This window comes from Methylobacterium sp. E-025 (assembly GCF_022829705.1).
GTDB lineage: Bacteria > Pseudomonadota > Alphaproteobacteria > Rhizobiales > Beijerinckiaceae > Methylobacterium.
The window spans coordinates 26499-52341 of the sequence record NZ_JAKSYR010000071.1 but is presented as its reverse complement, the minus strand read 5'-3'; the positions used below and the strand labels follow the sequence as shown (position 1 = coordinate 52341).

The following is a 25843-nucleotide window of genomic DNA, read 5'->3' as shown; positions in this document are numbered from 1 at the left end:
CGATGCCGGGCCGACCGCACCCCCGAAATGCGAAACGGGCGGAGCCGAAGCCCCGCCCGCGCGTCGCGTCCCGTCGTGATGCGCGCGGCTTACTGGGCGGCGGCGGTGCGGCCCATCACCGAGGAGTAGATCTTGCTGAGGAACGAGCTCTTCTCCTCGCGCGGCTCGAGGCCGCCGTTCTGCAGGAGGGCGTGCGCGTCCTTGTACCAGAGACTGTCGGGGAAGTTGTGCCCGAGCACGGCGGCCGAGTTCTGTGCCTCGGCGGTGATGCCGAGCGCCATGTAGGCCTCGGTCAGCCGCTCCAGCGCCTCCTCGGCGTGACGCGTCGTCTGATACTTGCTCACCACGTCGCGGAAGCGATTGATCGCGGCAGGGAAGTTGCGGCGCTCGAGGTAGTAGCGCCCGACCTCCATCTCCTTGCCGGCGAGCTGGTCGCGGGTGATCTGGATCTTGGCCTTCGCGTCGGTCGAGTATTCCGAGGTCGGATACTTCTGGACGAGCTCCTGCAGGGCGACGAGCGCCTTCTCGGACCGGTCCTGGTCGCGGGTGACGTCGGGGATCTGCTTGTACTGCGACATCGCCATCAGGTACTGGGCGTAGGCCGCGTCCTTGCTCGCCGGGTGCCGCTGCAGGTAGCGCTTCGAGGCGGTGATCGCATCGTCGTACTTCTGGCCCTCGTAGTTCGCGTAGGCCGTCATCAGCAGCGCGCGGCGCGACCAGTCGGAATAGGCGTACTGCTTGTCGAGCGAGTCGAACTTCTTGACGGCGCCCTCGTAGTCGCTGTCTTCCATCTTCGCCAAGCCTTCGCTGTAGAGCTTGTCGGCCGGCGTATCCTGCACGACCTCGGGCTTGTACTTGTCGGCGAACAGGTTGGTCGGGTCGAGCGCGTCGCAGCCGCCGAGACCGAGGCCGAAGGCGGTGATGAGCACGGCCGCCGCCGCTCCGCGGGTCCGAAGGGTGACAGGCATTGGCGGTTCTTCCCCCGAACGGGCGCGTCCTGCGTCGCAGCGCGCCGTTGAGCCATCATGACGTCGTGTCGGCGCCGGCACTCTACCGGGTCCGAGGCGCCACCGCATCCCGGACTGCCGCGCTCTTCACGGACGATTCACCGTGGCGCCAGATTCGGGCATGAAAGCGGCGGTTCCACGCCCGCGTAGATCGGCGGGCGGCTGTGTCTTGCAGGCCACATCGCCCGCGGGCGGCAGGCGGTTTGCCGGAGAGATCTCAGAGGTCGCCGGCGAAGGCGGCGATGCCGAGGCCGGCGCCGAACTCGGCGAGCGCGGTCTCGCGGCGGGTGCCCTGGGCCTCGACGATCGCGTAGTTCGCACGGTCGGCGAACAGGGCTTCGAGGATGCCGACGTTCATGCGGTGCCCGCCGCAATAGGAGCGGTAGGCGCCCTGGAGCGGCAGCCCGGCGAGCGCGAGGTCGCCGACCGCGTCGAGAAACTTGTGCCGGACGAACTCGTCGGCGAAGCGCAGGCCTTCCGGGTTGACCACGTCGGTCTCGCCGACGGCGACGGTGTTCTCGAGGGACGCGCCGAGGGCGAAGCCCGCCTTCCAGTAGCGCTCCACGTCCTTCATCATGCCGAAGGTGCGGGCGGGGGCGATCTCGCGGCGGTAGGCGGCGGCGGTGAGGTCCATCGCCTTGCGCGAGCGGCCGATCACCGGGCTTTCGAAATCGATCTCGACGTCGAGGCGGAAGCCCCGGTCGATCGGGCGCAGCTCGGCGAAGGCGGTGCCCGCCTCGATGCGGACGTGGCGCAGCACCTTGATCCAGCGGCGGGCGGTGCCGGTCTGCGCGATGCCGACCGCGTCGATCGCCTTGACGAAGGGGAGCGCGCTTCCGTCGAGGATCGGCATTTCCGGTCCGTCGATCTCGACCAGCGCGTTGTCGACGCCCAGGCCGTAGAAGGCGGACATCAGGTGCTCGATCGTGGCGACCGCACCGGATTCGACGTCGCCGATCACGGTGCAGAGCTCGGTCGCGGAAACGCAGGCGTGGTGGGCCTTGATCAGACGGTCGTTGCCGGAGGCCATTCCGGTGCGGAGGAAAGCGATGCCGTGGTTCGCGGAAGCCGGGCGCAGCGTGATCGCAACCGGGTTTCCGGAATGGACGCCGATGCCGCTCAGCACGGTCGCGCCCTTGAGGGTTGTTTGTTGGTTCGTCCGCATTCCTTAGCCCTCGGCCGCGATCCGGCCACGCCACCCCGCATTTCGCGTGGTGACGACGCCTTCCGATCCGTCCGCTGCTTGAAGCCCCTGCGTGCGGCGTCGGTCCGAAAACCGCGCCGCTATTCGTTGTTCCGAGATTTTTATAGCTGCGGCGCACAGCACGGCCAAATCACGCTTTCTTACGCTGTGTTACAGACACGCTTGCGCCGCGATCTCGGGAATATCGTTCCAGTGCAACATGTTAACGAATGGTTAACAAGCCCTCTACAACCGCGGCGCGCTGTGTCTTCGAGGCACCATGACCGGGGCCGAGGCCGCGCGACGGGACCGGAAACGGCGCCCGGAACGACGAAAGAACCCGCCGGCCCTCGCAGAGCGGCGGATCCATGCTGCGGTGCGACAGGCGCCCGGGCGGCATCCCGGCCAGGCGGTGAATCGCGCGGATAAGTCCCGCGGGCCTTCGCCCGCGGGGTCTCGGTGAGCGTCGGATCAGTTGGCCTGCCGGCGGAGGAAGGCGGGGATCTCGAGCTGGTCGTCGTCCATCATCCGCGGCTGGGGCGCCATGCGGCCCTGCGCGTCGAGGTTGCCCTGCGCCGGGCGGTAGGTCGGGGCGACCGGAGCCTGGACCCGCGGGGCCGGCGGCATCGGGGCCTGGACCTGCGGCTGGGCGCGGGGCGCCGGCGCCGGCTCGGCTTCCTCGCGGCGGCCGCCGAAGCCGACGGTCGCGAGGCGGCGGAGCAGGCTGGTGCGCTTGGTGTCGCCCTGGTTGTCGACCGGCTCGCCGCGGCTGGCGGCAATCTGGGTCTGGGCGATCGGCGGCAGCTCGTGGATCTGCGGCATCCGCGGGGCGCGGGCGAGCGGGGCGGCGACGGGAGCTGCCGGGCGCGGCGGCATGAACGGGCCGGCATGGTGCTGGGCGACCGGCTCGGGGGCCGGCGCCGGGGCCGGCACGAACGGGGCGGCGGCGCGGGGCTGGGACTGGGTCAGCATGATGTCGTCGCGCATCACCGGAGCCGCCTCGATGCGGGGCTCGGCGTGCTGCACCGGCTCGGGGGCCGGGCGCGCGGGCTGGACGGGGGCCGGCTGAGCCTGCGTCACGGCCGGCTCGGCCGCGGCGCGAAAGCTCGGGGCGTTCTGGGCGGCGCGCGAGCGGGCCTCGGAGCGCAGGCGCTCGGCGACCTCGGCGATGCGCTGCTCGGTCTCGGCGATCTCCTTGTTGTTCGGCGAGTTGGCCGAGATCAGCGCCGGCTCGATCCCGGTGGCGACGACCGAGACGCGGATGATGCCGTCGAGGCTCTCGTCGAAGGTCGCGCCGAGGATGATGTTGGCTTCCTGGTCGACCTCCTCGCGGATGCGGGTGGCGGCCTCGTCGAGCTCGTACAGGGTCAGGTCGGCGCCGCCGGTGATCGAGATCAGCAGGCCGCGGGCGCCCTTCATCGAGACGTCGTCGAGGAGCGGGTTGGCGATCGCGGCCTCGGCCGCGCGGCTGGCGCGCTTCTCGCCGGACGCCTCGCCGGTGCCCATCATCGCCTTGCCCATGCCGCGCATGATCGCGCGCACGTCGGCGAAGTCGAGGTTGATCAGGCCTTCCTTGACCATCAGGTCGGTGATGCAGGCGACGCCCGAGTAGAGCACCTGGTCGGCCATCGCGAAGGCGTCGGCGAAGGTGGTCTTCTCGTTGGCGACCCGGAACAGGTTCTGGTTCGGGATCACGATCAGCGTGTCGACGGCCGCCTGCAGCTCCTGGATGCCGGCTTCCGCCGTGCGCATGCGGCGCAGGCCCTCGAACTGGAACGGCTTCGTCACGACGCCGACGGTGAGGATGCCCATGTCGCGGGCGGCGCGGGCGATGACGGGGGCCGCGCCGGTGCCGGTGCCGCCGCCCATGCCGGCGGTGATGAAGCACATGTGCGCGCCCGAGAGCTGGTCGCGGATCTCGTCGATCACCTCGTCGGCGGCGGCCGAGCCGACCTCGGGGTGGGAGCCGGCGCCGAGGCCCTGCGTCACGCCCAGCCCCATCTGGATCACGCGCTCGGCCTTCGACGAGGTCAGCGCCTGGGCGTCGGTGTTGGCCACGACGAACTCGCAGCCGAGCAGGCCCGACTCGATCATGTTGTTGACGGCGTTGCCGCCGGCGCCGCCGACACCGAACACGGTGATGCGGGGCTTGAGTTCGCGGATGTCAGGCGCCTGGAGAGAGATGGCCATGGTGTCGAGCCCTTCGTGACCTTTAACGCGTTGTCCGGAGCGCCTCCGTGGAGGAAGCGCCGATTCGTCGAGGCCGGGCGCGAGAGGGCGCCCGGGAAAACGCCTAGAAACCCTGCTTCAGCCACTCGTAGACGCGGCCGATGTAACCGTCGGTGCCGGTGCCGGCGAAGGCGCGCTGCCCCCGCGGCTCGAAGTGCTCGGCATGCGCCACCTGCGGGTAGACCAGCAGGCCGACCGCGGCCGAGAAGGCCGGACCCTTGGCCGCCTCGGGCAGGCCGCGGATGCCGAGCGGGCGCCCGATCCGGACCTGGCCCTGCATCACCCGGCGGGTGACCTCGGGCAGGCCGACGAGCTGGCTCGCGCCGCCCGTGAGCACGACCCGGCGCCCCGCCTGGGCGGCGAAGCCGGCCGCGCGCAGGCGGTCGCGGACGAGCTCGACCACCTCCTCGACCCGCGGCTTGATGATCCGCACCAGCTGCGAGCGCGGAACGTGGTTCGGGGTCTCGCCCTCGTCCTCGCCGACGCCGTGGACGGCGATCATGTCGCGCTCGTCCGACGGGGTGGCGATGGCCGAGCCGTAGAGCGTCTTCAGCCGCTCGGCCGCCGCGACCCGGGTCGAGAGCCCGCGGGCGATGTCCATGGTGACGTGGTGGCCGCCGACCGCGATCGCGTCGGTGTGGACGAGGTGCCCCCCGGAGAACACGCCGAAGCTCGTGGTGCCGCCGCCCATGTCGACGACGCAGACGCCCATCTCGGCCTCGTCGTCGACCAGCGCCGAGAGGCCGGCGGCGTAGGGGGTGGCGATCACCGCCTCGACGCCGAGATGGCAGTGCTCGATCGCGAGCATGACGTTGCGGGCGGCCGCGGCTTCCGCCGTGACGACGTGGAGGTCGACCCCGAGCGCCTCGCCGATCATCCCCGAGGGGTCGATCACCGCGCCCTGGCCGTCGAGGGCGTAGCCGGTCGGCAGCGCGTGCAGCACGGCGCGGCCGGGGCTGACGCCGTGGGCGCTCGCGGTCTCCAGCACGCGCTCCACGTCGGCGCCGGTGACGGTGCCGGTGCGGACGTTGACCCGCGCCTGGAAATGCTGCGAGGCGAGGCGCCCGCCGCTCATGTTGACGATGACCGACTGGACCTCGACCTTGGCCATCCGCTCGGCGGCGTGCACCGCCTGGCGGATCGCGCCCTCGGCGGCCTCGAGGTCGACGATCGCGCCGCCCTTCAGCCCGTGCGAGCGCTGGTGGCCGATGCCGATGATGCGGGCGAGGTGCGTCCGGCCCTTCAGCGTGGTGAGGGCTTCGGCCGGCTGCAGCTCGGCGATGAGGCAGACGACCTTGCTGGTGCCGATGTCGAGCACCGACAGCGTGGTGCTGCGGCGCGCCGAGAGCGGCTTCAGGCGGGGCGTCAGGCCGTGTTGGGAATGCATCAGCGCTTACCGACGAAGGACGGGGAACGGGCGGGGCGGCGGGTGGACCGGACTGCGCTCACGTCGCGGTCCCCTTCTTCGTCTTCTTCTGCGCCTCGGCCCGGGCGGCCGCGGCCTCCTCGGTGAGGCGGACCACGACCCGGTCGGGCATCCGCAGGTCGACCGCGATGATGTCCTTCTCCAACAGGCGGTTGGCGCGCTCGAGCTCGACCAGCCGGGCCAGCGCGGCTCCGGGCTCGACCTCCGGCAGGCGGATGTCGACGCCGTCGAGCTTCAGGGTCCAGCGCCGGCCGGAGACGTAGGTGCCGGCGCGGATGCGGTCGGCGAGCGGGCCGGCCGCGGCGACCAGGGCGAGGTACTCGCCGAGCTTGGTGTTGGCGTCGTCGCCGACGACCAGCGGCAGGCTCGCGTAGCGGTCGTCGCGCATCGTATCGATGATGGTGCCGTCGGCGGCGATGACGCTGATCTCGCCGTTCATCTGCCACAGGGCGGCGGGCTCGCGCTCGACCTGGTTGATGACGATCTCGCGGGGATAGATCTTGCGCACCGAGACGGAGGCGATCAGCGGCACCCGGAGCAGGCGGGCGCGCACCTCGGCGACGTCGAGGAAGGGCACGGACGAGCGCCAGTCGATGCCGGCGGCGGCGAGCACCTCGCGCTCGTACATCCGCGAGATGCCCGAGATGGTGACGCGCTCGACGCCGAAGCCGGCGACGCGGGCGAGGATGTCGAGGGGGCGGCCGTTCTCGATGACGAAGGCGTCGTAGCGGCCGCTGGCGACGAAGCCGGCGAGCGCCAGCGCCCCGAAGGCCGTGCTGAGGCCGAGGGCGCCGATGCCGCGCGGCAGGCGCTCGGCCATCGACGGCCCGGGCCGGCCGCGGCGCATCGAGTCGGACCGGCGCAGGAAGCGCGGAAGCCGGGCGAGGACGCCGCCGACGAGGCGCGCGGCTGGACCGGTCGCGCCGGGAAATTCAGCGGGGCTCAGCGGCCCAGAGACGCGTCCTCCACCATCCATCGCACGAACTCACCGAAACGATACCCAGCATGGGCGGCCATGTCCGGCACAAGGCTGGTCTGGGTCATGCCGGGTTGCGTGTTGACCTCCAGGACGACGAGGGCACCGGTTCCACCCGGTGTGTCGTCGTAGCGAAGGTCGGCACGGCTGACGCCCCGGCAGCCCAGTGCTTGATGCGCCGTTAACGACAACTCTTGGACACGCTGGTAAACATTTGGTTTAAGTTCGGCCGGCAGGACGTGGATCGAGCCTCCCGGCGCGTACTTCGCGTCGTAGTCGTACCACCCCCCCGAGGCGGCCTTGATCTCGATCACGCCGAGGGCCCGGTCGCCCATCACCGCGCAGGTGAGCTCGCGGCCCGCAACGTATTTCTCCACAAGGACTTCCTCCCCGAACGCCCATTCGTCCGAGGCCAGGATCTGGGGCGGATGCGAGCGCCCGTCGCGGACGATGATCACGCCCATCGAGGAGCCTTCGGAGACCGGCTTGACGACGTAGGGCGGGGCGATCGGGTGTGACTTCGCGGCATCATGCCGGTTAACGACCAGCCCTTCCGGGACGCTGACGCCGGCCGCCCGCATCACCACCTTGGCCCGCTCCTTGTGCATGGCGAGCGCGGAAGCGAGCACGCCCGAATGCGTGTAGGGAATGCGCAGAATCTCGAGCAGGCCCTGGATCGTGCCGTCCTCGCCCGCCGGCCCGTGCAGCGCGTTGAAGGCCGCATCGGGCCGAAGCTCGGTCAGCACCGATGCGATGTCGGCCCCGACGTCGACGCGGGTGACGCGATAGCCCTCTCCCTCCAGCGCGTCGGCGCAGGCGGTGCCCGAATTCAGCGAGACCTCGCGCTCGGAGGAGGTGCCGCCCATCAGGACGGCGACGTGCTTGGACATGGAGGGCTCCGGGGCGCGTGTCGAAGGGGGACGAACGGGCGGCGGCCGGCGCCCGTGTTCAGATAGCCTCTGCCCAGCCCACGCTGTTTGCGAACGCGGACTAGGGTTCAGAGGTCACGATAGGCCTTCCCGTCTTCGGGACCTGCCCACTCGGAAAAGGTGCCGAACGGATCGCCGGTCAGCGTAGGCGTCGATCTGTCGACGGAGATTCCGATCCGCTTGATCTCCCAGTGCAGCTCGACCCCGCTGGTCTCGCGCACCCGCCGGCGCACCTCCTCGCCAAGCCCCTCGATGTCGGCGGCCGTGGCGCCGTCGCGATTGATCAGGAAGTTGCAGTGCATCTCGGAGACCTGCGCGCCGCCCCGCGTCAGGCCGCGGCAGCCGGCGGCATCGACGAGCTGCCACGCCTTGCCGCCCGGCGGGTTCTTGAAGGTCGAGCCGCCGGTGCGCTCGCGGATCGGCTGCGCGGCTTCCCGTGCCGCGGTCACCCGCGCCATCTCCGCCTCGATCGCCGCGCGCTCGCCGGGGCGGCCGCGGAACAGGGCGCTCGTGAAGATCACGTCGTCGGGCGCCGCCGCATGGCGGTAGGTGAAGCCCATCTCGGCATGGCCGAAGCGGCGGAGCGCACCGCGCCGGTCGACCCCGCGCGCCTCGAGGAGCACGTCGGTGGTCTCGCCGCCATGGGCGCCGGCGTTCATGCGCAGGGCGCCGCCGACCGAGCCCGGGATGCCGCGGAAGAAGGCGAGCCCGTCGAGCGACGCTTCGGCCGCCGCCTTCGCCAGGCGCATGTCGGGCACGGCGGTGCCGGCCTGCAGGCGGTCGCCGTCGACCTCCACCGCTCCGAACGCCTTGCCGCCGAGCCGGATCGTCACGCCGGGAATGCCGCCGTCGCGCACGATCAGGTTCGAGCCGAGCCCGATCACCGTCACCGGGATCTCGGGATCGAGACCGGCCAGGAGGTGGGCGAGATCCTCCTCGTCGGCCGGCGTGAACAGCACCTGCGCCGGGCCGCCGACGCGGAACCAGGTCAGGTCGGACAACGCCGCGTTCACCAGCAGCCGCCCCCGCAGGGCCGGCGCGGCGGCGCGGATCGCCGGCGTGATGTCGGGGAAGGCGGTCATCGGTTCGCTCCCCCTCTCCCCGCACGCGGGGAGAGGGCTTCGTCGACCCCGTCGTATACGAAGCGAGGCGGCAGCCGAGGGTGAGGGGGCGGGGTCAGGACGGGTGCGTCCGGCGACGTCCCCTCACCATCGCCCTTCGGGCTAGCCACGCCGACGACGAGGTCGTCGCGGCCCTCTCCCCGCGTGCGGGGAGAGGGGGGGAGCGCGCTGAAGATCGTATCGAGAACGACTGACGGGCTGCTCATGATCTCCGCGTTCCAAAACCGCAGGACGCGGTAGCCCAGATCGGCCAGCCATGCATCGCGAGCGCGGTCGTAGGCATTGTCGGCGTGCTGGCTGCGATCGATCTCGATGATCAGCTTCGCCTCACGGCAGCAGAAATCGGCCACGTAGCGGCCGATGCTTTCCTGCCGAACGAACTTGAACCTGGCCAGCCGCCGATCGCGCAAGCGATACCACGGCGTCCGTTCGGCCTCGGTCTGCCGCTGCCGAAGGCGCCGCCGAAATGCCGTGCGCTCGCTGTCGGCCGGGCTCATTCGAGCTCACCCCTTGAACGCCGCCAGCTCCGCCGGCAGCGCGTAGGCCCATTGCGTGATGTTGCCGGCGCCGAGGCAGACGACGTAGTCGCCCTCGGTCGCGTGCGCGGCCACGATCCCGGCGAGGTCTTCCGGGCGCTCGAGCGCCTGCGCGTCGCGGTGGCCGCGGGAGCGCAGGCCGGCGACGAGGCCGTCGCGGTCGATGCCCTCGATCGGCGCCTCGCCCGCCGCGTAGACGGGGGCGACGATGACCGTGTCGGCATCGTTGAAGCAGGTGCAGAAATCGTCGAACAGCGAGGCGAGGCGCGAGTAGCGGTGCGGCTGCACGATCGCGATCACCTTCGCGTCGGTGGAGGCGCGGGCGGCCTTGAGCACCGCCTTGATCTCCACCGGATGGTGCCCGTAATCGTCGAAGATCTGGGCGCCGTTCCATTCGCCGGTGCGGGTGAAGCGGCGCTTGACGCCGCCGAACCCGGCCAGCGCCTTGCGGATCGCGTCCGCCGGCACGCCGAGCTCGTGCGCGACGGCCAGCGCCGCGGTGGCATTGAGCGCGTTGTGCTTGCCCGGCATCGGCAGGACGAGGTCCTCCATCTCCATGCGGAAGCCGGGACGCCGGTCGCGGATCATCACGCGGAAGCGGCTCTGACCGCCGCGCAGGTCCACGTCGATGAGGCGCACGTCGGCCTGCGGGTTCTCGCCGTAGGTGATGATGCGGCGGTCCTCGATGTGGCCGACGAGGTCCTGGACGACGGGATGGTCGATGCACATCACCGCGAAGCCGTAGAACGGGATGTTGTCGATGAAGCGCCGGAAGGCGTCCTTGACCGCGTCGAACGAGCCGAAATGGTCGAGATGCTCCGGGTCGATGTTGGTGACGATCGCGACGTCGGCCGGCAGCTTCAGGAAGGTGCCGTCGGATTCGTCGGCCTCCACCACCATCCACTCACCCTCGCCCATGCGGGCGTTGGTGCCGTAGGCGTTGATGATGCCGCCGTTGATCACCGTCGGGTCCATGTTGCCGGCGTCGAGCAGCGTCGCGACGAGGGAGGTCGTCGTGGTCTTGCCGTGGGTGCCGGCGATGGCGACGCAGGACTTGAAGCGCATCAGCTCGGCCAGCATCTCGGCCCGGCGCACCACCGGCAGTCGGGCCTCGCGCGCGGCCATCAACTCGGGGTTGTCGCGCTGGATCGCGGTCGAGACGACCACGAGGCCGGCATTCTCGACGTTGGCGGCGGCATGGCCGACGAAGGTCCTCATGCCCTTGTCGGCCAGCCGCCGCACGTTGGCGTTGTCCGAGGCGTCGGAGCCCTGCACCGTGTAGCCGAGGTTGTGCATCACCTCGGCGATGCCGGACATGCCGATGCCGCCGATGCCGATGAAGTGGATGGGACCGAGCTTGTCGGGCAGCTTCATGGGAGGAACCGTTCGATGACGGGACTGCGCGGAGGCATGCGTCCCGGAAGAATCAGGTGCGGGCGGCCGTGTCGACGACCACCGCGGCGAGCCGCTCGGCGGCGTCGTGGATGCCGGCGCTTTTCGCGGCTTGCGCCGCCGCGGTCAATTTCTCGGGATTCGCGAAGGCGTCGACCAGCTCCGCGGTGAGCCGGTCCGGCGTGAACGCGGTCTGCGCGACGGCCAGGGCCGCGCCGATCTTGGCCAGCGTCGCGGCGTTGGCGGCCTGGTCCTGGTCGAGCGCCCCGGGCAGCGGCACCAGGATCGACGGCCGGCCGATGGCGGCGAGCTCCGAGACCGTCGAGGCGCCCGAGCGGGCGACCACGAGGTGGCTCGCCGCCATCCGCCCCGGCAGGTCCTTGAAGAACGGCGCCGCCTCGATGCCGGCGAGCCCCATGGCGAGGTAGTCGTTCTGCACCGCCGTCAGGTCCTCGGGGCGGACCTGCTGCACGAGGTGGAGGCGGGCCCGCAGGTCGGCCGGAAGCTGCGCCAGGGCTTTCGGCACGACCTCGCCCATCACCCGCGCGCCCTGGCTTCCGCCGAAGACGAGGAGGTGCAGGGCGTCCGCCGGCCCGAGCCGCGGATAGGCGACCTTCGCGGCCTCGATCACCGCCGGGCGCAACGGGTTGCCGGTGTGGACGCGGGGGGCACGCGCCTTGTCGGGGACGCCGCGGACCTCCTTGAAGCCGGTGGCGATGGTGCGGGCGCCGCGCGCCAGGAAGGCGTTGGCCCGCCCCATCACCGCGTTCTGCTCGTGGATGATCGTCGGCACGCGCAGGATCTGGCCGGCGAGCATCGGTGGCACGGTCGGGTAGCCGCCGAAGCCGACGATCGCCGCCGGGTTGATGCGCTTGACCGCCTTGGCCGCCTCCGCGAAGCCGCGGCCCAGCGTCAGCACCGCGCCGGCCCGGCGCAGCATCGAGCGGCCGGACGGGGTCGCCGAGGTGATGGTGACGATCTCGGAGGCCGGGAAGCCGCCGCTGATCGAGTCGACCCGCGCGTCAGTGGCGAGCACCACGCGGATGCCCCGCGCCCGCAGCGCGTGGGCGAGGCTCTCGGCCGGGAACAGGTGGCCGCCGGTGCCGCCGGCGCAGAGCAGGATGGTCGGCGTGAATACCGTCACCGCATGACTCCGGCGACGGTGGCCGGCGCGGTGCCGGGCGGCTTCTGGCTCAGCATCGTGGTGCGCGGGCGCTTGCGGGTGAGCGCCACGAGGAAGCCCATGCCGAGCGCGAGCGAGATCAGCGACGAGCCGCCGTAGGAGACGAACGGCAGCGTCATGCCCTTGGCCGGCATGAGCTGGGTGTTCACCGCCATGTTGATGCAGGCCTGGAGGCCGAAGAGCGTGATCAGACCGGTGATGGCGAGCCTCGAGAAGGTGTCGTCGGTGCGGCGCGCGAGCTTGAGCCCGCGCAGCACGATGTAGGCGAACAAAGCGACGAGGCAGAGGCAGACCAGCACGCCGAACTCCTCGCCGGTCACCGAGAAGATGAAGTCGGTATGGGCGTCGGGCAGGTGGCGCTTGGCGATCCCCTCCCCCGGGCCGGTGCCGAACCAGCCGCCGGAGCGGAACGATTCCTGCGACCAGAAGGTCTGGAAGCTGTCGCCCGAATCCTTGTCGAGGAAGCGGTTGAAGCGCTCGCGGACGTGGTGGAAGAAGGTGTAGGCGGCGAACACCCCGGTCAGGCCGAGCACGCCGAGCACCGCCACCCAGATCAGGTGCAGGCCGGCGACGAAGAACAGCGCGCACCACACCAGCGTGATCAGCATCGTCTGGCCGAAATCGGGCTGCAGCAGCAGCGGGACGATGGTGATCGGCAGGAGCAGGATCGCAAGGAAGCCGCCCGGCATGTCGCGGCGCTGCGCGCCCTCCGAGAACGCCCAGGCGGCGACCACGACGAAGGCGGGCTTGACGAACTCCGAGGGCTGCAGGCCGAACGAGCCGAACTGGATCCAGCGGTGGGCGCCCTTGATCTCCGGCCCGAACTTGCCGGCGAGGAGGCACAGCGCGACGCCCGCGAGCCAGGTGCCGAGCGCCAGCCGGCGGATGCCGCGCAAGCTCAGGAACGAGACCGCGCAGATCAGCAGGATCGTCGGCGCGAGGTACATCGCCTGGCGATTGAGAAAGTAGAAGGTCGGCAGGCCGATGCGCTCGGCCACCGGCGGCCCGCCGCCCATGAGGAAGACGAGGCCGGCGACCATCAGGGCGGCCAGCGCCGCGAGCAGGCCGCGGTCGACCGTCCACCACCAGTCGGTCAGGGGCGTGCGTTCCGCGCGGGAGATCATGGGCGTGCGACGGCCTTGCGAGCGGTCGCGCAGGGGCACGCGACGGTCGAGAGCGATCCTGTCCGCGAATGGTAAACGCATCCTTGCGAAACCGCGCCGGAGCCGCCGCCCGTCCCGCCAACCCCCGGCGCCTCCTCGCCGATCGGTCGCGCCACGGTCGACCGAATACGAAATCTTAACAGTAAAAACGCAATCTTGGATTGTGTTCACTTCGGCATCGCGTTGCGAAGATGCCGCGCCGGGACGATCCGCCCATGTTCGCTGCACGCAAGACTGTCGAAGCCGCCGCCAAGCTTGCCGCCCTCGACCGCGTGCAGGGGGTGATCGAGTTCGACCTCTCGGGCCGCATCCTCCACGCCAACGCGAATTTTCTCGCAGCTGTGGGCTACAGCCTGCCCGAGCTGGTCGGGCAGCCGCATGCGATGCTGGTCGATCCGCAGTACCGGGACTCGGCGGAGTACAAGGCGTTCTGGGATCGTCTCCGCAGCGGCGCGTTCAGCGCGGGCCAGTTCCGGCGGATGGCGAAGGGCGGCCGCGACATCTGGATCGAGGCCTCCTACAACCCGATGATCGGGCGTGACGGCAAGCCCTACAAGGTGGTGAAGTTCGCCACCGACATCACGCGGCAGAAGGCCGAGGATGCCGACCGGGCCGGCCAGATCGCGGCGATCGACAAGGCGCAAGGGGTGATCGCCTTCGATCTCGACGGCACCATCCTCGAGGCCAACGCGAACTTCCTCGCCGTGGTGGGCTACGACCTCTCCGAGGTCCGCGGCCGCCCGCACAGCATGTTCGTCGAGCCGGCCTACGGGCAGAGCGCGGACTACGCGGCGTTCTGGGCGGCGCTGAAGCGCGGCGAGTACCAAGCGGCGCAGTACAAGCGCATCGCGAAGGGCGGCCGCGAGGTCTGGATCCAGGCGACCTACAACCCGATCTTCGACGCCTCGAACCGCCCCTACAAGGTCGTGAAGCTCGCCACCGACATCACCGATCAGGTCATGCTGCTGGCCAACCTCCGCAGGCTGATCGAGCGCAACTTCTCCGAGATCGACCAGGCGATCACCCGCTCGGCGGACGGGTCGGGCGCGGCATTCGCGGCCGCGGAGACGACGTCGGGCAACGTGGCGACGATGGCGGCGGCGGCGGAGGAACTGGCCGCCTCCGTCGCCGAGATCTCCCAGAGCATGGGATATTCGCGCGGCGCGACCGACGCCGCCTTCGAGCGGGTCCAGGCGGCCGGCGGGTTCACCCAGCGCCTCTCGGAGGCTGCCGGGTCGATGAGCGGCATCGTCGGGCTGATCCAGTCGATCGCCGCGCAGATCAACTTGCTCGCGCTCAACGCCACCATCGAGGCGGCGCGTGCCGGAGAAGCCGGACGCGGCTTCGCGGTCGTCGCGAGCGAGGTCAAGAACCTCGCCAACCAAGCCGCCCGTGCGACGGAGCAGATCGGCGCCGAGATCAACGGCCTGCAGGGCCTGTCGAGCGAGGTGGTCGGCGCCCTCGATGCGATCAGCGGCTCGGTCGACATCATGCGCGAGAACGTCGTCGCGACGGCGAGCGCGGTCGAGGAGCAGAGCATCGTCACGCGCGACCTGTCGCAGAGCATGCAGGCCGCGGCCCAGGCCGTCGCGGCGATCACGGCCAACATCAGCACGATCTCGGGCTCGGTGACGGAGGTCTCCGTCGCGGTGGCGACGACGCGCGAAGCGGCTCGCGTGCTCGCCCGGTAGGGCGACGTCCGGCGCGGGGCTCGCCCGCCGGCGCCGGCGTCCGGCCGTTCAGGGCAGCGCGCGCACCAGCTCGCGAAACACGTCGCCGCGCTGCTCGAAGCTGCGGAACTGGTCGTAGGACGCGCAGGCCGGCGAGAGCAGCACCACCGGCTCGGGCGCGCCCGAGGCCGCCGCGCCCTCTGCCGCCGCCCGGACGGCGACGTCCAGGGTCTGGCAGCGGGTGTAGGGCACGGCGCCTTCCAGCGTCGCGGCGAAGGCGTCGGAGGCGGCGCCGATCAGGTAGGCGTGCGCGATGCGCTCGAAATACGGGACCAGCGGGAAGATGCCGCCGTCCTTCGCCTTGCCGCCGAGGATCCAGTGGATGTCGCGGAAGGCGGTGAGCGCCTTCTCGGTGGAATCGGCGTTGGTCGCCTTGGAATCGTTGACGAACAGCACGCCGCCGCGGACCCGGACCTCCTCCATCCGGTGCGGCAGGCCGGGAAAGCTCGCGAGCCCGGCCTGGATGTCGTCGGGCGGGAGCCCGAGCGCGCGGGCGACCGCGACCGCCACGGCCGCGTTCTGCCAGTTGTGCGCGCCGCGCAGCGACCGGATCGCGGACACGTCGGCGATCGGCGCACCATCACGGTCCGCGATCACCCCGTCGCGGACGGTGACGGCGTCGGCGGTGAGCGCCGCGTCGCGGGGCACGTGGATGCGGGTCAGCCGGTCGCCGCCCCGTTCCGCGAACCGGTCCGCGATGGCGCGGCTCGGCCCGTCGTCGATGCCGACGACCGCGCGGTCCGAGCCCTGGATCAGCCGCTCCTTGATCGCGGCGTATTGCGCGAAGGTGCCGTGGCGGTCGAGGTGGTCGGGGGTGATGTTGAGGAGCACGCCGACGCTCGGATCGAGCGAGGGCGTCAGGTCGATCTGGAACGAGGACAGCTCGACGACGTGGATGCGATCGGGCGCCGGGGGCGCCAGCGACAGGATCGCGGTGCCGATGTTGCCGCCCATCTGCACGTCGCGCCCGGCCGCGCGCAGGATGTGCGCGATCAGCGCCGTGGTGGTCGACTTGCCGTTGGTGCCGGTGATCGCGACGAACGGCGCGCCCGGCGCGATCGCACGCCGCTCCCAGCAGAACAGCTCGATGTCGCCGACGATCTCGATGCCGGCCGCCTTGGCGAGCGCGACCGTCCAGTGCGGCACCGGATGGGTCAGCGGTACGCCGGGCGAGAGGATCAGCGCCGCGAAGCCCGACCAGTCGGCCGCGCGCAGGTCCGCGGTCTCGATCCCCTGGGCGGCGGCCTTGGCGACGCCCTCGGCGTTGTCGTCCCAGGCGATCACGCGGGCGCCGCCTTCCTTCAGGGCGAGCGCGGTGGCGAGGCCGGAGGCGCCGAGCCCGAACAGGGCGACAGCGCGGCCGGCGTAGGTTGTGGCTGGGGTCATCGGAAACTCGGAACAGGTCGGCAATCGGGGTTGTCCCGCCCCTCCCCCCTCATCCTGGGGTGCCCGCGTCGGCGAGCCTCGAAGGCGACCTCCAGAACAAATGGCGGTCGCTGGAGGACTCCTTCGAGGCGCCCGCTTCGCGGGCGCATCTCAGGATGAGGGCGGGGGTGGGACAAGCGTCGGTTGCGCAAAGTCTACCACAGCTCACCGCAGCTTGAGCGTCGCCAGGCCGGCGAGCGCCAGGATGACGGCGATGATCCAGAACCGGATCACGACCTGCGGCTCCTTCCAGCCCTTCTGCTCGAAGTGGTGATGGATCGGCGCCATGCGGAAGACGCGCTTGCCCGTGAGCTTGAACGACGCGACCTGGATGATCACCGACATGATCTCGAGGACGAACAGGCCGCCGACGATCGCCAGGACGATCTCGTGCTTGGTGGCCACCGCGACGACGCCGAGGAGGCCGCCCAGAGCGAGCGAGCCGGTGTCGCCCATGAAGATCTGCGCCGGCGGCGCGTTGAACCACAGGAAGCCGAGCCCCGCCCCGATCACCGCGCCGGCCACCACCGCGAGCTCGCCGGTGTCGCGCACGTAGTTCACCTGGAGGTAGCTCGCGGTGAAGGAGTTGCCGACGAGGTAGGCGATGACGCCGAAGGTGCCGCAGGCGATCATCACGGGGACGATGGCGAGCCCGTCGAGGCCGTCGGTCATGTTCACCGCGTTGCCCGCGCCGACGATGACGAAGCCGCCGAACAGCACGTAGAACCAGCCGAGATTCAGCAGCGCGTCCTTGAACACCGGGAAGGCGAGCTGGTTCTGCAGCGTGGACGGCGAGAAGTACGAGATCGCGTAGCAGGCCGTGATCGCGATCAGGGCCTCGAGCCCGAGGCGGAGCTTGCCCGAGAAGCCCTTGTGCGACTGCTTCGTCACCTTGAGGTAGTCGTCGTAGAAGCCGATCGCGCCGAAGCCCAGCGTCACCGTGAGGGTGATCCAGACGTAGTGGTTGCGCGGGTTGGCCCAGAGCAGGATCGCGACGATGGCGCCGGCCAGGATCATCAGGCCGCCCATGGTCGGGGTGCCGCGCTTGGTCAGCAGGTGGGTCTGCGGCCCGTCCTCGCGGATCGGCTGGCCCTTGCCCTGGCGCAGGCGCAGCAGCGAGATGATCAGCGGCCCGAACCAGAACACGAACAGGCCCGCCGTGAACAGCGCGCCTCCCGTCCGGAAGGTGATGTAGCGGAAGACGTTGAGGGCCGAGAGCGTGCCGCTCAGGTCCGACAGGAGATACAGCATCCGGGGGCTCGGCGGCTTGGCTCACACGAAGAAAGGGCGCCGGCGGGACGCGAACGGTCCCGGGGCCTCGGCGGACGATCAGGTGCCGGTCACGGCCCGGCGGACAGGGCCGACGCGTCGTGGCGCGCCGGGGGGTTCGCGTAGCGGGCTTTGAGCGCCTCGACAATCCGACCCATGCGAATACTGTTCGAGCCCTTGACCATCACGGCGTCGCCCGGCCGCAGGATCGCGGCCAGCGGCTCGACGAGGTCGGCCGAGGCGGCGGCCGCGATGCCCCGGCGCGCGACCGGCAGCGCCTCGAACAGGTGGCCCATCAGGGCGCCGGCGGTGAAGACGAGGTCGACGCCGTGGTCGGCGACGGCGCCGGCGAGATCGCGGTGGTGTGCGTCCGCGGCCGCCCCGAGCTCCAGCATGTCGCCGAGAACGGCGATGCGGCGCCCGCGCGGACCGGTCTCGATCGCCGCCAGCGTCGACAGCGCGGCGCGCACGGAGGCCGGGTTGGCGTTGTAGCTCTCGTCGACGAGGAAGGCCTCGCCGTCGCGAAGCTGGAGCGCGGTGCGCTCGCCGCGCCCGACCGGCGGCCGCAGGGCCGCGAGCGACAGGGCGGCGCGCGCGAGGTCGGCGCCGAGGCTGTGGATCACCGCCATCACGCCGAGCGAGTTCATCGCGGTGTGCCGGCCGGGGGTGCCGAGCTGGTAGGTCACCGGCTGGCCCATCACCACGGCGTCGACCACCGAGAGGTCGGGGCGCAGCACGATCCGGCGCGCCCGCACGTCGGCTTCCTCGTGCTCGCCGAAGGTGACGATGCGCCCGGCCGACGAGGCGAGGGCATGGGCGTGGAGGCGGGCGAAGCTCGGGTTGTCGCGGTTGAGCACCGCGACGCCGCCGGGCGCGAGGCCCGAGAAGATCTCGCCCTTGGCGTCGGCGATCGCCGACAGCGAGGCGAAGTGCTCGATGTGGACCGGCTCGACGGTGGTGACGAGGGCCACCTCCGGGCGGACCTGCGCGACGAGCGGCACGATCTCCCGCGGGTGGTTCATGCCGATCTCGAACACGCCGAAGCGGCTCTCGGCCGGCATCCGCGCCAGCGTCAGCGGCACGCCCCAGTGGTTGTTGTAGGAGGCGACGGAGGCGTGGGTCTGCCCTTGCGCCGACAGCACGTGGCGCAGGGCCTCCTTGGTGCCGGTCTTGCCGACCGAGCCGGTCACGGCCACGACCTGGGCCGCGGTGCGGGCGCGGGCCGCGCGGCCGAGGCGCGTCATCGCGTCGAGGACCGGATCGGGGCCCTCCCCCGGCACGGCCAGGACGGGTCCGTCGAACGAGGCGGCGCGGTCGGCGGCGACCACCGCCGCGCCCGCGCCCTTGTCGAGCGCCGCGCGGACGAAGTCGTGCCCGTCGCGAGCCTCGCCCCGGATCGCGAAGAACAGGTCGCCCGGCTGCAGCGTGCGGGTGTCGATCGAAGCGCCGGTGACGGCGCCGCGCTCGCCCTGGAGCGTTCCCCCGGTGGCGGCCGCGAGTTCGGCCGCCGTCCAGAGCGGTTTGGCGTTCGGGCTCATGCGGCCTCCGGTCGAGCGCGACGGTGCAACGCATCTTCCCTCCCCCCTTCGCGGGGGAGGGTGGGCCTCGCGTCAGCGAGGGTCGGGAGAGGGGAGCGCGTTGTCCGGAGATGTCGCTCCCCTCTCCCGACCCGCTTCGCGGGCCACCCTCCCCCGCAGAGGGGGGAGGGAGACGTGCGGCAGTCGTCGTGTTTCACGGGAACGGCGCTCATCGCAGATCCCCATCGATCGCCGCCCGCAGCACTGCGTGGTCCGAGAACGGCAGCACCCGGTCGCCCACGATCTGGCCGGTTTCGTGACCCTTGCCGGCCACCACCAGCACGTCGCCGGGCCCGAGCCCGCGCACGGCCGTGCGGATCGCCTCGGCGCGGTCGCCGATCTCGCCGGCGCCCGGCGCCTCGGCGAGGATGGCGGCGCGGATCGCGGCCGGGTCCTCGGAGCGGGGATTGTCGTCGGTGACGATCACCGTATCGGCCAGCCGCGCGGCGATGGCGCCCATGATCGGGCGCTTGCCGCGGTCGCGGTCGCCGCCGCAGCCGAAGACCACGACCAGGCGCCCGGTGGCGAAGGGGCGCAACGCGACGAGGACGCCCTCCAGGGCTTCCGGCTTGTGGGCGTAGTCGACGAGGCAGAGCGCGCCGTTGACCTCGCCGATGCGCTCCATGCGGCCGGGCACGCCGGTGAGGTGCTCCAGGCTCGCGAACACGCCGTCGGGGTCGGCGGCGCCGGCGGGCGTGGCGAGCGCAAGGCCGGCGGCGACGAGCGCGTTCTCGACCTGGAACCCGCCGACCAGCGGCAGCTGGATCCGGCGTCGGCCGTGGCGGCCGTCGAGGTCGAGCACCTGCGCGAAGCCCTCGGTGCGGGCATCAAGGAGGCGGATGTCGGAGCCGGCGCGGCCGGTGGTGCGGATGGCGTGGCCGGCTTCGGTCGCGGCGGCGATCACCCGGTCGGCATAGGCGCCGTCGGCGTTGACGATGGCGGGCGCGCCCGCCGGCAGCAGGGTCGCGAACAGGCGGAGCTTGGCGGCGAGGTAGTCCTCGACCGTCGCATGGTAGTCGAGGTGGTCGCGCCCGAGATTGGTGAAGCCGGCGGCGGCCAGCCGCACGCCGTCGAGGCGGCGCTGCTCGATGCCGTGCGAGGAGGCCTCCATCGCGAGGTCGGTGATGCCGTCGTCGGCGAGCCGCGCCAGGGTCTGGTGCAGGGTCACCGGATCGGGCGTGGTCAGCGAGCCGTAGGCGGCGCCGCGGTTGGTGACGATGCCAACGGTGCCGAGGCTCGCCGATTCCCGCCCGATCCGCGACAGGATCTGGCGGAGGAAGTCGGCGACCGAGCTCTTGCCGGCGGTGCCGGTCACCGTGACGATGGTCTCGGGCTGGCGGCCCGACAGGCGCGCGGCGGCGAGCGCGAGCGCCCGGCGGGCATCCGCCACGGCGATCCAGGCGCAATCCCGCGGCAGGTCGGCGGGACGGTCGCCCTCCCCGACCACGGCGACGGCGCCGGCCGCCGCGGCCTTGGCCGCGAACAGCCGCCCGTCGGCCCGGGTCCCCGGCACCGCGACGAAGACGCCGCCCGGCACCACGTTGCGGCTGTCGGCGGTCAGCCCGGCCACCGGGCGGCCGGCTTCGCCCGTTCCCGCATCCGGGAACAGGGTGCCCAGGGTCGGCGCGCTCACGGGCCGCCGACCATGCTGGCGTGGTAGGCGTTGAGCTTGACCATCAGCGGGAAGGGCTTGGCCGGCGGCTCGAATTGCGGCGGCAGGCCGAGGATCGGCGCGACGCGCTCGATCACCTTGCCGGTGACGACGCCGGAGTTCCAGGCGGCGGTGGCGTAGCCGCCGCTCTCCGGCAGGCCCTGCGGCTCGTCCATGATGGTCACGAACAGGTATTTCGGCTTGTCCATCGGGGCGGCCGCCATGAAGGTCGTGAACAGGCGGTTCTTGTTGTAGCGCCCGCCGATCACCTTCTCGGCGGTGCCGGTCTTGCCGCCGACGAAGTAGTACGGGATCGCCGCCTTCTTGGCCGAGCCTTCGGTCGCGTTGAGCCGCATGATGAAGCGCATCGCCTCGCTGGTCTGCGGGCTCAGCACCTGCGTCGCCTTCGCCATCGCCTCCTTGACGTCGGTCTTGAGGAAGGTCGGCGTCATCAGGAAGCCGCCGTTGGCGATCGCCGCCACCGCCGCCGTCGCCTGGATCGGCGCCACCGCGAGGCCGTGGCCGAAGGCGATGGTGATGGTGTTGATCTCGGTCCAGCGCGGCGGGATGATCGGCATGGCCGACTCGGGCAGCTCGGTCCGCATCCGGTCGAGCAGGCCCATCTTCTTGAGGAACGCCTTGTGGCCGGGCACGCCGACGCCGAGCGCCATCTTGGCCGAGCCGATGTTGGACGAGTGGGTGAACACCTCCGGCATGGTGATGACGCGGTTGGTGCCGTGATACTCGTGGATCTTCTGGCGGCCCCAGCTCAGCACGCCGCCGCGGGTGTCGAAGGTCGAGTTGACGTTGTACTTGCCCGATTCGAGCGCCATCGCGAGGGTCATCGCCTTGAAGGTCGAGCCCATTTCGTAGACGCCGACGTTCATGCGGTTGATCTTGTCGTCGGACAGGGCGTCGACCGGGTTGTTCGGGTCGAAGTCCGGCATCGAGACCAGCGCGATCACCTCGCCGGTCTGGACGTCGAGGATCATCGAGGCGCCGGCCTTGGCCTTGAAGTGCTCGATGCCCTTGGCCAGCTCGTCGCGCACCGCGAACTGCGCGCGCAGGTCGACCGAGAGCTGGATCGGCTTGAGGTCGGTCTGCTTGGCGACGAAGCCGAACTCGTTCAGGGCCTTGTTGCCCTGGTTGTCGATGTACTTCTCCATCCCGGCGATGCCGATGTTGTCGAGGTTCGTCGCGCCGATGATGTGGGCGGCGGCGACCCCGTTCGGGTAGACGCGCTTGTGGTCGGGCAGGAAGCCGATGCCGGGGATGCCGAGCCGGTGGACCTCGGCCTGCTGCTTCGGCGTCAGCTCGCGCTTCACCCAAACGAAGCCGACGCCCTTCTTGCCCGGCTTCTGGGTGAGCTTGGCGCGCAGCTCCGTGGCGTTCAGCTCGGGCAGGACGGCGGTGAGCAGCTCGACCGCCTCGTCCTTGTCGTAGATGTTGCCGGGCTCGGCGAAGACCGAGACGGTGCGAATGTCGGTTGCGAGGATCTCGCCGTTGCGGTCGATGATGTCGGGCCGGATCGCGGTTGTGGCGGCGGCCGCCACCCGGTGCTCCTGGCTCGGCGGCGCGCCGAAGATCGCGATCGACAGGAGCCGCACGCTGATCGCGCCGAACACCGCCAGGAACGCGAGGCCGACCAGCGCGACGCGGGTGTAGGAGCGCTCGATCGCGAGGCGGAACATCGCCCGGAACAGGCGCATCCCGGGATGGACCCGCGGCTCGGTCTCGAGCACCGGCTCCTCGACGGCGTGGGAACGCGGCGCGGATTCAAGCTCGGGCTCGGCGTGATCGTGCCCGGCCGCGTCGTCGGGCAGCGCGTGCGGATCGGCGGCCTGCGGATCGCGGGCGGCGTCTTCGGGTGCGGCGTCGTGAGCGTCTTGGGACACGGGGACTACCTCGAGGCCGCGTTCGGCGTGCGGGTCGTGACGACGGTGCGGGTGATCGATCCGGTGGTGCGGGGCTCGGAGGCCGGCCCCTTCTCCTTCGGCGTCGCGGTGGCCGCGAGCAGGCGGCCGATCTCGTCGCCGCGCTCGGGCCGGGCCGGCAGGTCGGCGAGGCGCCCGAGATGGCTGGTGCCGATCGGCTCCAGGGCGAGGTGCTTCTCCACCGCCGCCTGCAGCCGGTCCGGCCGGGTCAGGAGCTGCCACTCGGCGCGCAGCACGGCGATGGCCTGCCGCTCGGCATGCAGGCCGCTCTTCAGCTTCGAGACCTGACCGCCCTGGTAGAGCGTGTCGTACTTGATCGAGTAGGCGTAGATCGCCGAGGCGACGAGGCCGGCGACGGCGAGCAGGTTGAGTAGGCGGATCACCGGCGTGCGCCTCCGCGCGGGGCTTCGGGAAGCGCGGCGAGCGCCTGGATCGCGGCGAGCGGCGCCGGCACGGGTGCATCCGTGCGCTCGGCGGCCCGCAGCTTGGCCGAGCGCGCGCGCGGGTTGCGCGCGGTCTCGGAATCGGAGGGCAGCACCGGTCCCTTGGTCACCGGCTTGAAGCTCCTGGCGGCGGCGGGCTCGCCGCCGGGCAGCGCGCTCGGCATGTGGCGCGAGGCCTGGACCGCGCGGCCGCTGCGGGCGGAGAAGAACTGCTTGACGATGCGGTCCTCGAGCGAGTGGAAGGTTACCACCGCGAGCCGCCCGCCCGGCCCGAGCATCCGCTCGGCCGCGTGCAGCGCCTGGACCAGCTCCCCGAGCTCGTCGTTGACCGCGATGCGCAGGCCCTGGAACGTGCGCGTCGCCGGATGGATGCCGCTGCCGGGCTCGGTGCGGACGACGCCGGCGACGAGGTCGGCGAGCTGCGCCGTGGTCTCGATCCGGCCGCGCCGGCGCGCCTCGATGATGGTGCGGGCCACCGCGCGCGAGCGCCGCTCCTCGCCGTAATGGTAGATGATGTCGGCGAGCTCCGCCTCCTCGGCCTCGTTGACGAGGTCGGCGGCGCTGAGGCCGGTGGCGGCCATCCGCATGTCGAGCGGGCCGTCGTTGCGGAACGAGAAGCCGCGCTCGGGCTGGTCGATCTGCATCGACGACACGCCGATATCGAGCACGATCCGATCGGCCTGCGCCTCGCCGAGCTCAGCGAGGTGGGCGTCGAGGGCGCCGAACCGTCCGGGAACCAGGGTGAGCCGCCCGTTCGCGGCGGCGACGAGCCCGGCGCCGCCGGCGATCGCCGACGGGTCGCGGTCGATGCCGATCACGCGCAGGTCGGGATCGGCGGCGAGCATCGCGCGGGTGTAGCCGCCGGCGCCGAAGGTGCCGTCGACCGCAAGCCCGGCCCCGCACAGGTCGAGGGCGGCCAGCACCTCGTCGAGCAGCACCGGAACGTGCGGTCCGCCGGCCGGCTCCAGGGGCTTGCGCGTCATCGGGGCACCCCGCCTGCGGAGGTTCGCCGGGCCGCGCGCGGCCGAGGCAGCCCGCCGTGGACGGGGGGAACGGTTCGGCTCATGGCTGCCTGCACCCGGCCGCTGCGTCGCGGCGCGGTCGGTTTGGGCGGTCCCGGTGATGCGGCGGCCAAAGGCCCGCACACGGGCGATCCCCGCTTGGGCGCGGGGCGCGTCCGTCGATCCGGAAGTCACCGTTGACGAGATGTTGGCGGGTACCATGGGCCTCTGACGATCGTCAACGCAAGCGAAGACCCGCATCGCGGACGTCCGATCTGACCTCGACAAGGTTAACCGACGGTCAATTTTTCGTCGCGTCGGCCGAGGTTCGAGCTGCGATTGACGACTGTAGTGACGACGTGAAAGCGTCAGCCGGCGAAAGCTTCGCACAGCTTCGCCCAGCGCGGGCATATATTCCCCACGATCCCGCAGCCGCCCGAGGATCGGCACGATCCGTCAACGGCTTAGCCGGGGTTCCCGACGACGCGCCGGGCCGGGAACGAGCGGATCAGCCGGCCTGTAAGCCGGGTTCTGTAGGGCCCGGATGCCGCGAGGCACCCGGACGTGGCGGCCATTCCTCTGGGACGATCGTTGCCGACCGCCTCGAGCAACCAACCCGGGCGACTGGCCTGGAGAGCGGGCCTGCCTCTGCCTCTCGCGAGGTGAGGCGCGCCGCCCCTATTCGGTCTTGCTCCCGGTGGGGTTTGCCGTGCCGTCCGCGTTGCCGCGTCCGCGGTGCGCTCTTACCGCACCCTTTCACCCTGACCCCGCGACCTCGCGGCCCGGGGCGGTCTGCTCTCTGTGGCACTGTCCCTGGGGTCGCCCCCGCCGGACGTTATCCGGCACCGTCTCTCCATGGAGCCCGGACTTTCCTCCCCGGGCTGACGCCCGGAGCGGCCGCCCGGCCGACTGATCCGGCGCGGATGTGGGCCGGATCGGCCGCCCGGGTCAAGCGGGCTACCAGGTGCCGGTGTTCTCCATCGAGGCCCACGGCTCCTGCGGCTCCTTCGCGCCGCCCTTCTGCAGGATCTCGATCGAGATGCCGTCCGGCGACTTCACGAAGGCCATGTGGCCGTCGCGCGGCGGCCGGTTGATGGTGACGCCCTTGTCCTTCAGCCGGGCGCAGAAGGCGTAGATGTCGTCGACCTGATAGGCCAGGTGCCCGAAGTTGCGCCCGCCGGAATAGGTCTCCGGGTCCCAGTTGTAGGTCAGCTCCACCAGGGGCGACTTGGTGGTCTCGGCGCGGGCCGCGTCGCCGGGGGCGGCGAGGAAGACCAGCGTGAAGCGGCCCTTCTCGTTGTCGATACGGCGCACCTCCTGCAATCCGAAGGTGTCGACGTAGAACGCGAGCGCCGTGTCGAGGTCGGCGACGCGCACCATCGTGTGCAGATATTCCATAGGCGGCATCCTGTTGGGCCGGAGCGGCGTCCCGCCTCCCCGGCCGGATCTGCGGGACGCCCGGCGCAGCCGACGAAGGTCGCGGCGCCGGGCGGGTCGCCGCGGTAGCTAGCGCCCGATCGGGCGGCCGGTAGGCCGTACCCGTCGGCGCGGTCGCGAATCGCGACACGCGCCTGGATCGCGTCGGCCGACGCGGCGGCATCCCCGTCGGGCCGCAGGGCTTCGAGGGAAGAGCCCCGTCGATCTCCGCCCCGTCGGCGACGTTCTTCG

At 71.3% G+C, this 25843-nt stretch carries 20 protein-coding genes and 1 other RNA gene; 1 reads left to right on the top strand and 20 read right to left on the bottom strand.

Annotated elements, in window-relative coordinates; genetic code table 11:
• Window positions 1-89: 89 nt before the first annotated feature.
• The 11 genes from MKK64_RS07620 to MKK64_RS07570 all read right to left on the bottom strand — a co-directional run bounded on the left by MKK64_RS07620 (window position 90) and on the right by MKK64_RS07570 (window position 13106).
• Window positions 90-968 carry an outer membrane protein assembly factor BamD gene (locus MKK64_RS07620; protein ID WP_243933166.1) on the bottom strand — a complete coding sequence of 293 codons (879 nt, stop codon included), beginning with the start codon at window positions 966-968 and terminating at the stop codon, window positions 90-92.
• Window positions 969-1224: 256 nt separating this feature from the next.
• A complete protein-coding gene (gene lpxC / locus MKK64_RS07615; RefSeq protein ID WP_147728110.1) occupies window positions 1225-2172 on the bottom strand; it encodes a UDP-3-O-acyl-N-acetylglucosamine deacetylase in 948 nt (315 codons plus the stop codon).
• A 489-nt stretch (window positions 2173-2661) separates the two neighbouring features.
• Window positions 2662-4380 (bottom strand): cell division protein FtsZ, encoded by a 1719-nt coding sequence (gene ftsZ, locus MKK64_RS07610; RefSeq protein ID WP_243933164.1) that lies wholly within the window; start codon window positions 4378-4380, stop codon window positions 2662-2664.
• Between the two features lie 103 nt (window positions 4381-4483).
• Window positions 4484-5806: a cell division protein FtsA gene (gene ftsA / locus MKK64_RS07605; protein ID WP_147729212.1), complete on the bottom strand. Its 1323-nt coding sequence runs from the start codon at window positions 5804-5806 to the stop codon at window positions 4484-4486.
• A gap of 58 nt (window positions 5807-5864) precedes the next feature.
• Entirely contained in the window at window positions 5865-6821 is a 957-nt protein-coding gene (locus MKK64_RS07600; protein ID WP_243933162.1) for a cell division protein FtsQ/DivIB, read from the bottom strand.
• Complete coding sequence (locus MKK64_RS07595; RefSeq protein WP_243933160.1) at window positions 6788-7711, bottom strand: D-alanine--D-alanine ligase; 924 nt, start codon at window positions 7709-7711, stop codon at window positions 6788-6790. The genes MKK64_RS07600 and MKK64_RS07595 overlap by 34 nt, the downstream gene beginning before the upstream one ends.
• A gap of 107 nt (window positions 7712-7818) precedes the next feature.
• Window positions 7819-8832 (bottom strand): UDP-N-acetylmuramate dehydrogenase, encoded by a 1014-nt coding sequence (murB, locus tag MKK64_RS07590; protein ID WP_243933158.1) that lies wholly within the window; start codon window positions 8830-8832, stop codon window positions 7819-7821.
• Window positions 8829-9368: an endonuclease domain-containing protein gene (locus tag MKK64_RS07585; RefSeq protein ID WP_243933156.1), complete on the bottom strand. Its 540-nt coding sequence runs from the start codon at window positions 9366-9368 to the stop codon at window positions 8829-8831. Before MKK64_RS07585 ends, murB begins: the two co-directional genes overlap by 4 nt.
• A 6-nt stretch (window positions 9369-9374) precedes the next feature.
• Complete coding sequence (gene murC / locus MKK64_RS07580; protein WP_147727666.1) at window positions 9375-10781, bottom strand: UDP-N-acetylmuramate--L-alanine ligase; 1407 nt, start codon at window positions 10779-10781, stop codon at window positions 9375-9377.
• Between the two features lie 52 nt (window positions 10782-10833).
• The gene (gene murG / locus MKK64_RS07575; RefSeq protein WP_147843726.1) at window positions 10834-11943 is read right to left on the bottom strand and encodes an undecaprenyldiphospho-muramoylpentapeptide beta-N-acetylglucosaminyltransferase; all 1110 of its coding nucleotides are present in this window, start codon (window positions 11941-11943) and stop codon (window positions 10834-10836) included.
• Complete coding sequence (locus MKK64_RS07570; protein WP_147727664.1) at window positions 11940-13106, bottom strand: FtsW/RodA/SpoVE family cell cycle protein; 1167 nt, start codon at window positions 13104-13106, stop codon at window positions 11940-11942. Before MKK64_RS07570 ends, murG begins: the two co-directional genes overlap by 4 nt.
• A gap of 254 nt (window positions 13107-13360) precedes the next feature.
• Between MKK64_RS07570 and MKK64_RS07565 the strand changes: the two genes are divergently transcribed.
• Complete coding sequence (locus MKK64_RS07565) at window positions 13361-14836, top strand: PAS domain S-box protein (RefSeq protein WP_243933154.1); 1476 nt, start codon at window positions 13361-13363, stop codon at window positions 14834-14836.
• A gap of 48 nt (window positions 14837-14884) precedes the next feature.
• Here the strand turns inward: MKK64_RS07565 and murD are convergent, their stop codons facing one another.
• The 9 genes from murD to MKK64_RS07520 form a co-directional block, all read right to left on the bottom strand.
• Window positions 14885-16261 (bottom strand): UDP-N-acetylmuramoyl-L-alanine--D-glutamate ligase, encoded by a 1377-nt coding sequence (gene murD, locus MKK64_RS07560; RefSeq protein ID WP_243933152.1) that lies wholly within the window; start codon window positions 16259-16261, stop codon window positions 14885-14887.
• A gap of 204 nt (window positions 16262-16465) precedes the next feature.
• A complete protein-coding gene (gene mraY / locus MKK64_RS07555) occupies window positions 16466-17551 on the bottom strand; it encodes a phospho-N-acetylmuramoyl-pentapeptide-transferase (RefSeq protein ID WP_147729392.1) in 1086 nt (361 codons plus the stop codon).
• Between the two features lie 89 nt (window positions 17552-17640).
• Complete coding sequence (locus MKK64_RS07550; protein ID WP_243933150.1) at window positions 17641-19107, bottom strand: UDP-N-acetylmuramoylalanyl-D-glutamyl-2,6-diaminopimelate--D-alanyl-D-alanine ligase; 1467 nt, start codon at window positions 19105-19107, stop codon at window positions 17641-17643.
• 208 nt (window positions 19108-19315) lie between these two features.
• The gene (locus tag MKK64_RS07545) at window positions 19316-20779 is read right to left on the bottom strand and encodes a UDP-N-acetylmuramoyl-L-alanyl-D-glutamate--2,6-diaminopimelate ligase (RefSeq protein WP_243933148.1); all 1464 of its coding nucleotides are present in this window, start codon (window positions 20777-20779) and stop codon (window positions 19316-19318) included.
• Window positions 20776-22692 carry a peptidoglycan D,D-transpeptidase FtsI family protein gene (locus MKK64_RS07540; protein ID WP_409566064.1) on the bottom strand — a complete coding sequence of 639 codons (1917 nt, stop codon included), beginning with the start codon at window positions 22690-22692 and terminating at the stop codon, window positions 20776-20778. The genes MKK64_RS07545 and MKK64_RS07540 overlap by 4 nt, the downstream gene beginning before the upstream one ends.
• A gap of 5 nt (window positions 22693-22697) precedes the next feature.
• The gene (locus MKK64_RS07535) at window positions 22698-23114 is read right to left on the bottom strand and encodes a hypothetical protein (RefSeq protein ID WP_147727345.1); all 417 of its coding nucleotides are present in this window, start codon (window positions 23112-23114) and stop codon (window positions 22698-22700) included.
• Window positions 23111-24157 (bottom strand): 16S rRNA (cytosine(1402)-N(4))-methyltransferase RsmH, encoded by a 1047-nt coding sequence (rsmH, locus tag MKK64_RS07530; RefSeq protein WP_243933146.1) that lies wholly within the window; start codon window positions 24155-24157, stop codon window positions 23111-23113. The genes MKK64_RS07535 and rsmH overlap by 4 nt, the downstream gene beginning before the upstream one ends.
• A gap of 522 nt (window positions 24158-24679) precedes the next feature.
• An RNA gene (gene rnpB, locus MKK64_RS07525) (RNase P RNA component class A) lies at window positions 24680-25088 on the bottom strand.
• 44 nt (window positions 25089-25132) lie between these two features.
• On the bottom strand, window positions 25133-25573 hold the full coding sequence (locus MKK64_RS07520) for a VOC family protein (RefSeq protein ID WP_243933144.1): 441 nt from the start codon (window positions 25571-25573) through the stop codon (window positions 25133-25135).
• Window positions 25574-25843 lie beyond the last annotated feature (270 nt).

Excerpts from the sequence above, each read along its gene's own strand:
- MKK64_RS07620 (WP_243933166.1), bottom strand. The coding sequence starts at position 968 with ATGCCTGTCACCCTTCGGACCCGCGGAGCGGCGGCGGCCGTGCTCATC.
- lpxC (WP_147728110.1), bottom strand. The coding sequence starts at position 2,172 with ATGCGGACGAACCAACAAACAACCCTCAAGGGCGCGACCGTGCTGAGC.
- ftsZ (WP_243933164.1), bottom strand. The coding sequence starts at position 4,380 with ATGGCCATCTCTCTCCAGGCGCCTGACATCCGCGAACTCAAGCCCCGC.
- ftsA (WP_147729212.1), bottom strand. The coding sequence starts at position 5,806 with ATGCATTCCCAACACGGCCTGACGCCCCGCCTGAAGCCGCTCTCGGCG.
- MKK64_RS07600 (WP_243933162.1), bottom strand. The coding sequence starts at position 6,821 with ATGGATGGTGGAGGACGCGTCTCTGGGCCGCTGAGCCCCGCTGAATTT.
- MKK64_RS07595 (WP_243933160.1), bottom strand. The coding sequence starts at position 7,711 with ATGTCCAAGCACGTCGCCGTCCTGATGGGCGGCACCTCCTCCGAGCGC.
- murB (WP_243933158.1), bottom strand. The coding sequence starts at position 8,832 with ATGACCGCCTTCCCCGACATCACGCCGGCGATCCGCGCCGCCGCGCCG.
- MKK64_RS07585 (WP_243933156.1), bottom strand. The coding sequence starts at position 9,368 with ATGAGCCCGGCCGACAGCGAGCGCACGGCATTTCGGCGGCGCCTTCGG.
- murC (WP_147727666.1), bottom strand. The coding sequence starts at position 10,781 with ATGAAGCTGCCCGACAAGCTCGGTCCCATCCACTTCATCGGCATCGGC.
- MKK64_RS07570 (WP_147727664.1), bottom strand. The coding sequence starts at position 13,106 with ATGATCTCCCGCGCGGAACGCACGCCCCTGACCGACTGGTGGTGGACG.
- MKK64_RS07565 (WP_243933154.1), top strand. The coding sequence starts at position 13,361 with ATGTTCGCTGCACGCAAGACTGTCGAAGCCGCCGCCAAGCTTGCCGCC.
- murD (WP_243933152.1), bottom strand. The coding sequence starts at position 16,261 with ATGACCCCAGCCACAACCTACGCCGGCCGCGCTGTCGCCCTGTTCGGG.
- mraY (WP_147729392.1), bottom strand. The coding sequence starts at position 17,551 with ATGCTGTATCTCCTGTCGGACCTGAGCGGCACGCTCTCGGCCCTCAAC.
- MKK64_RS07550 (WP_243933150.1), bottom strand. The coding sequence starts at position 19,107 with ATGAGCCCGAACGCCAAACCGCTCTGGACGGCGGCCGAACTCGCGGCC.
- rsmH (WP_243933146.1), bottom strand. The coding sequence starts at position 24,157 with ATGACGCGCAAGCCCCTGGAGCCGGCCGGCGGACCGCACGTTCCGGTG.
- MKK64_RS07520 (WP_243933144.1), bottom strand. The coding sequence starts at position 25,573 with ATGGAATATCTGCACACGATGGTGCGCGTCGCCGACCTCGACACGGCG.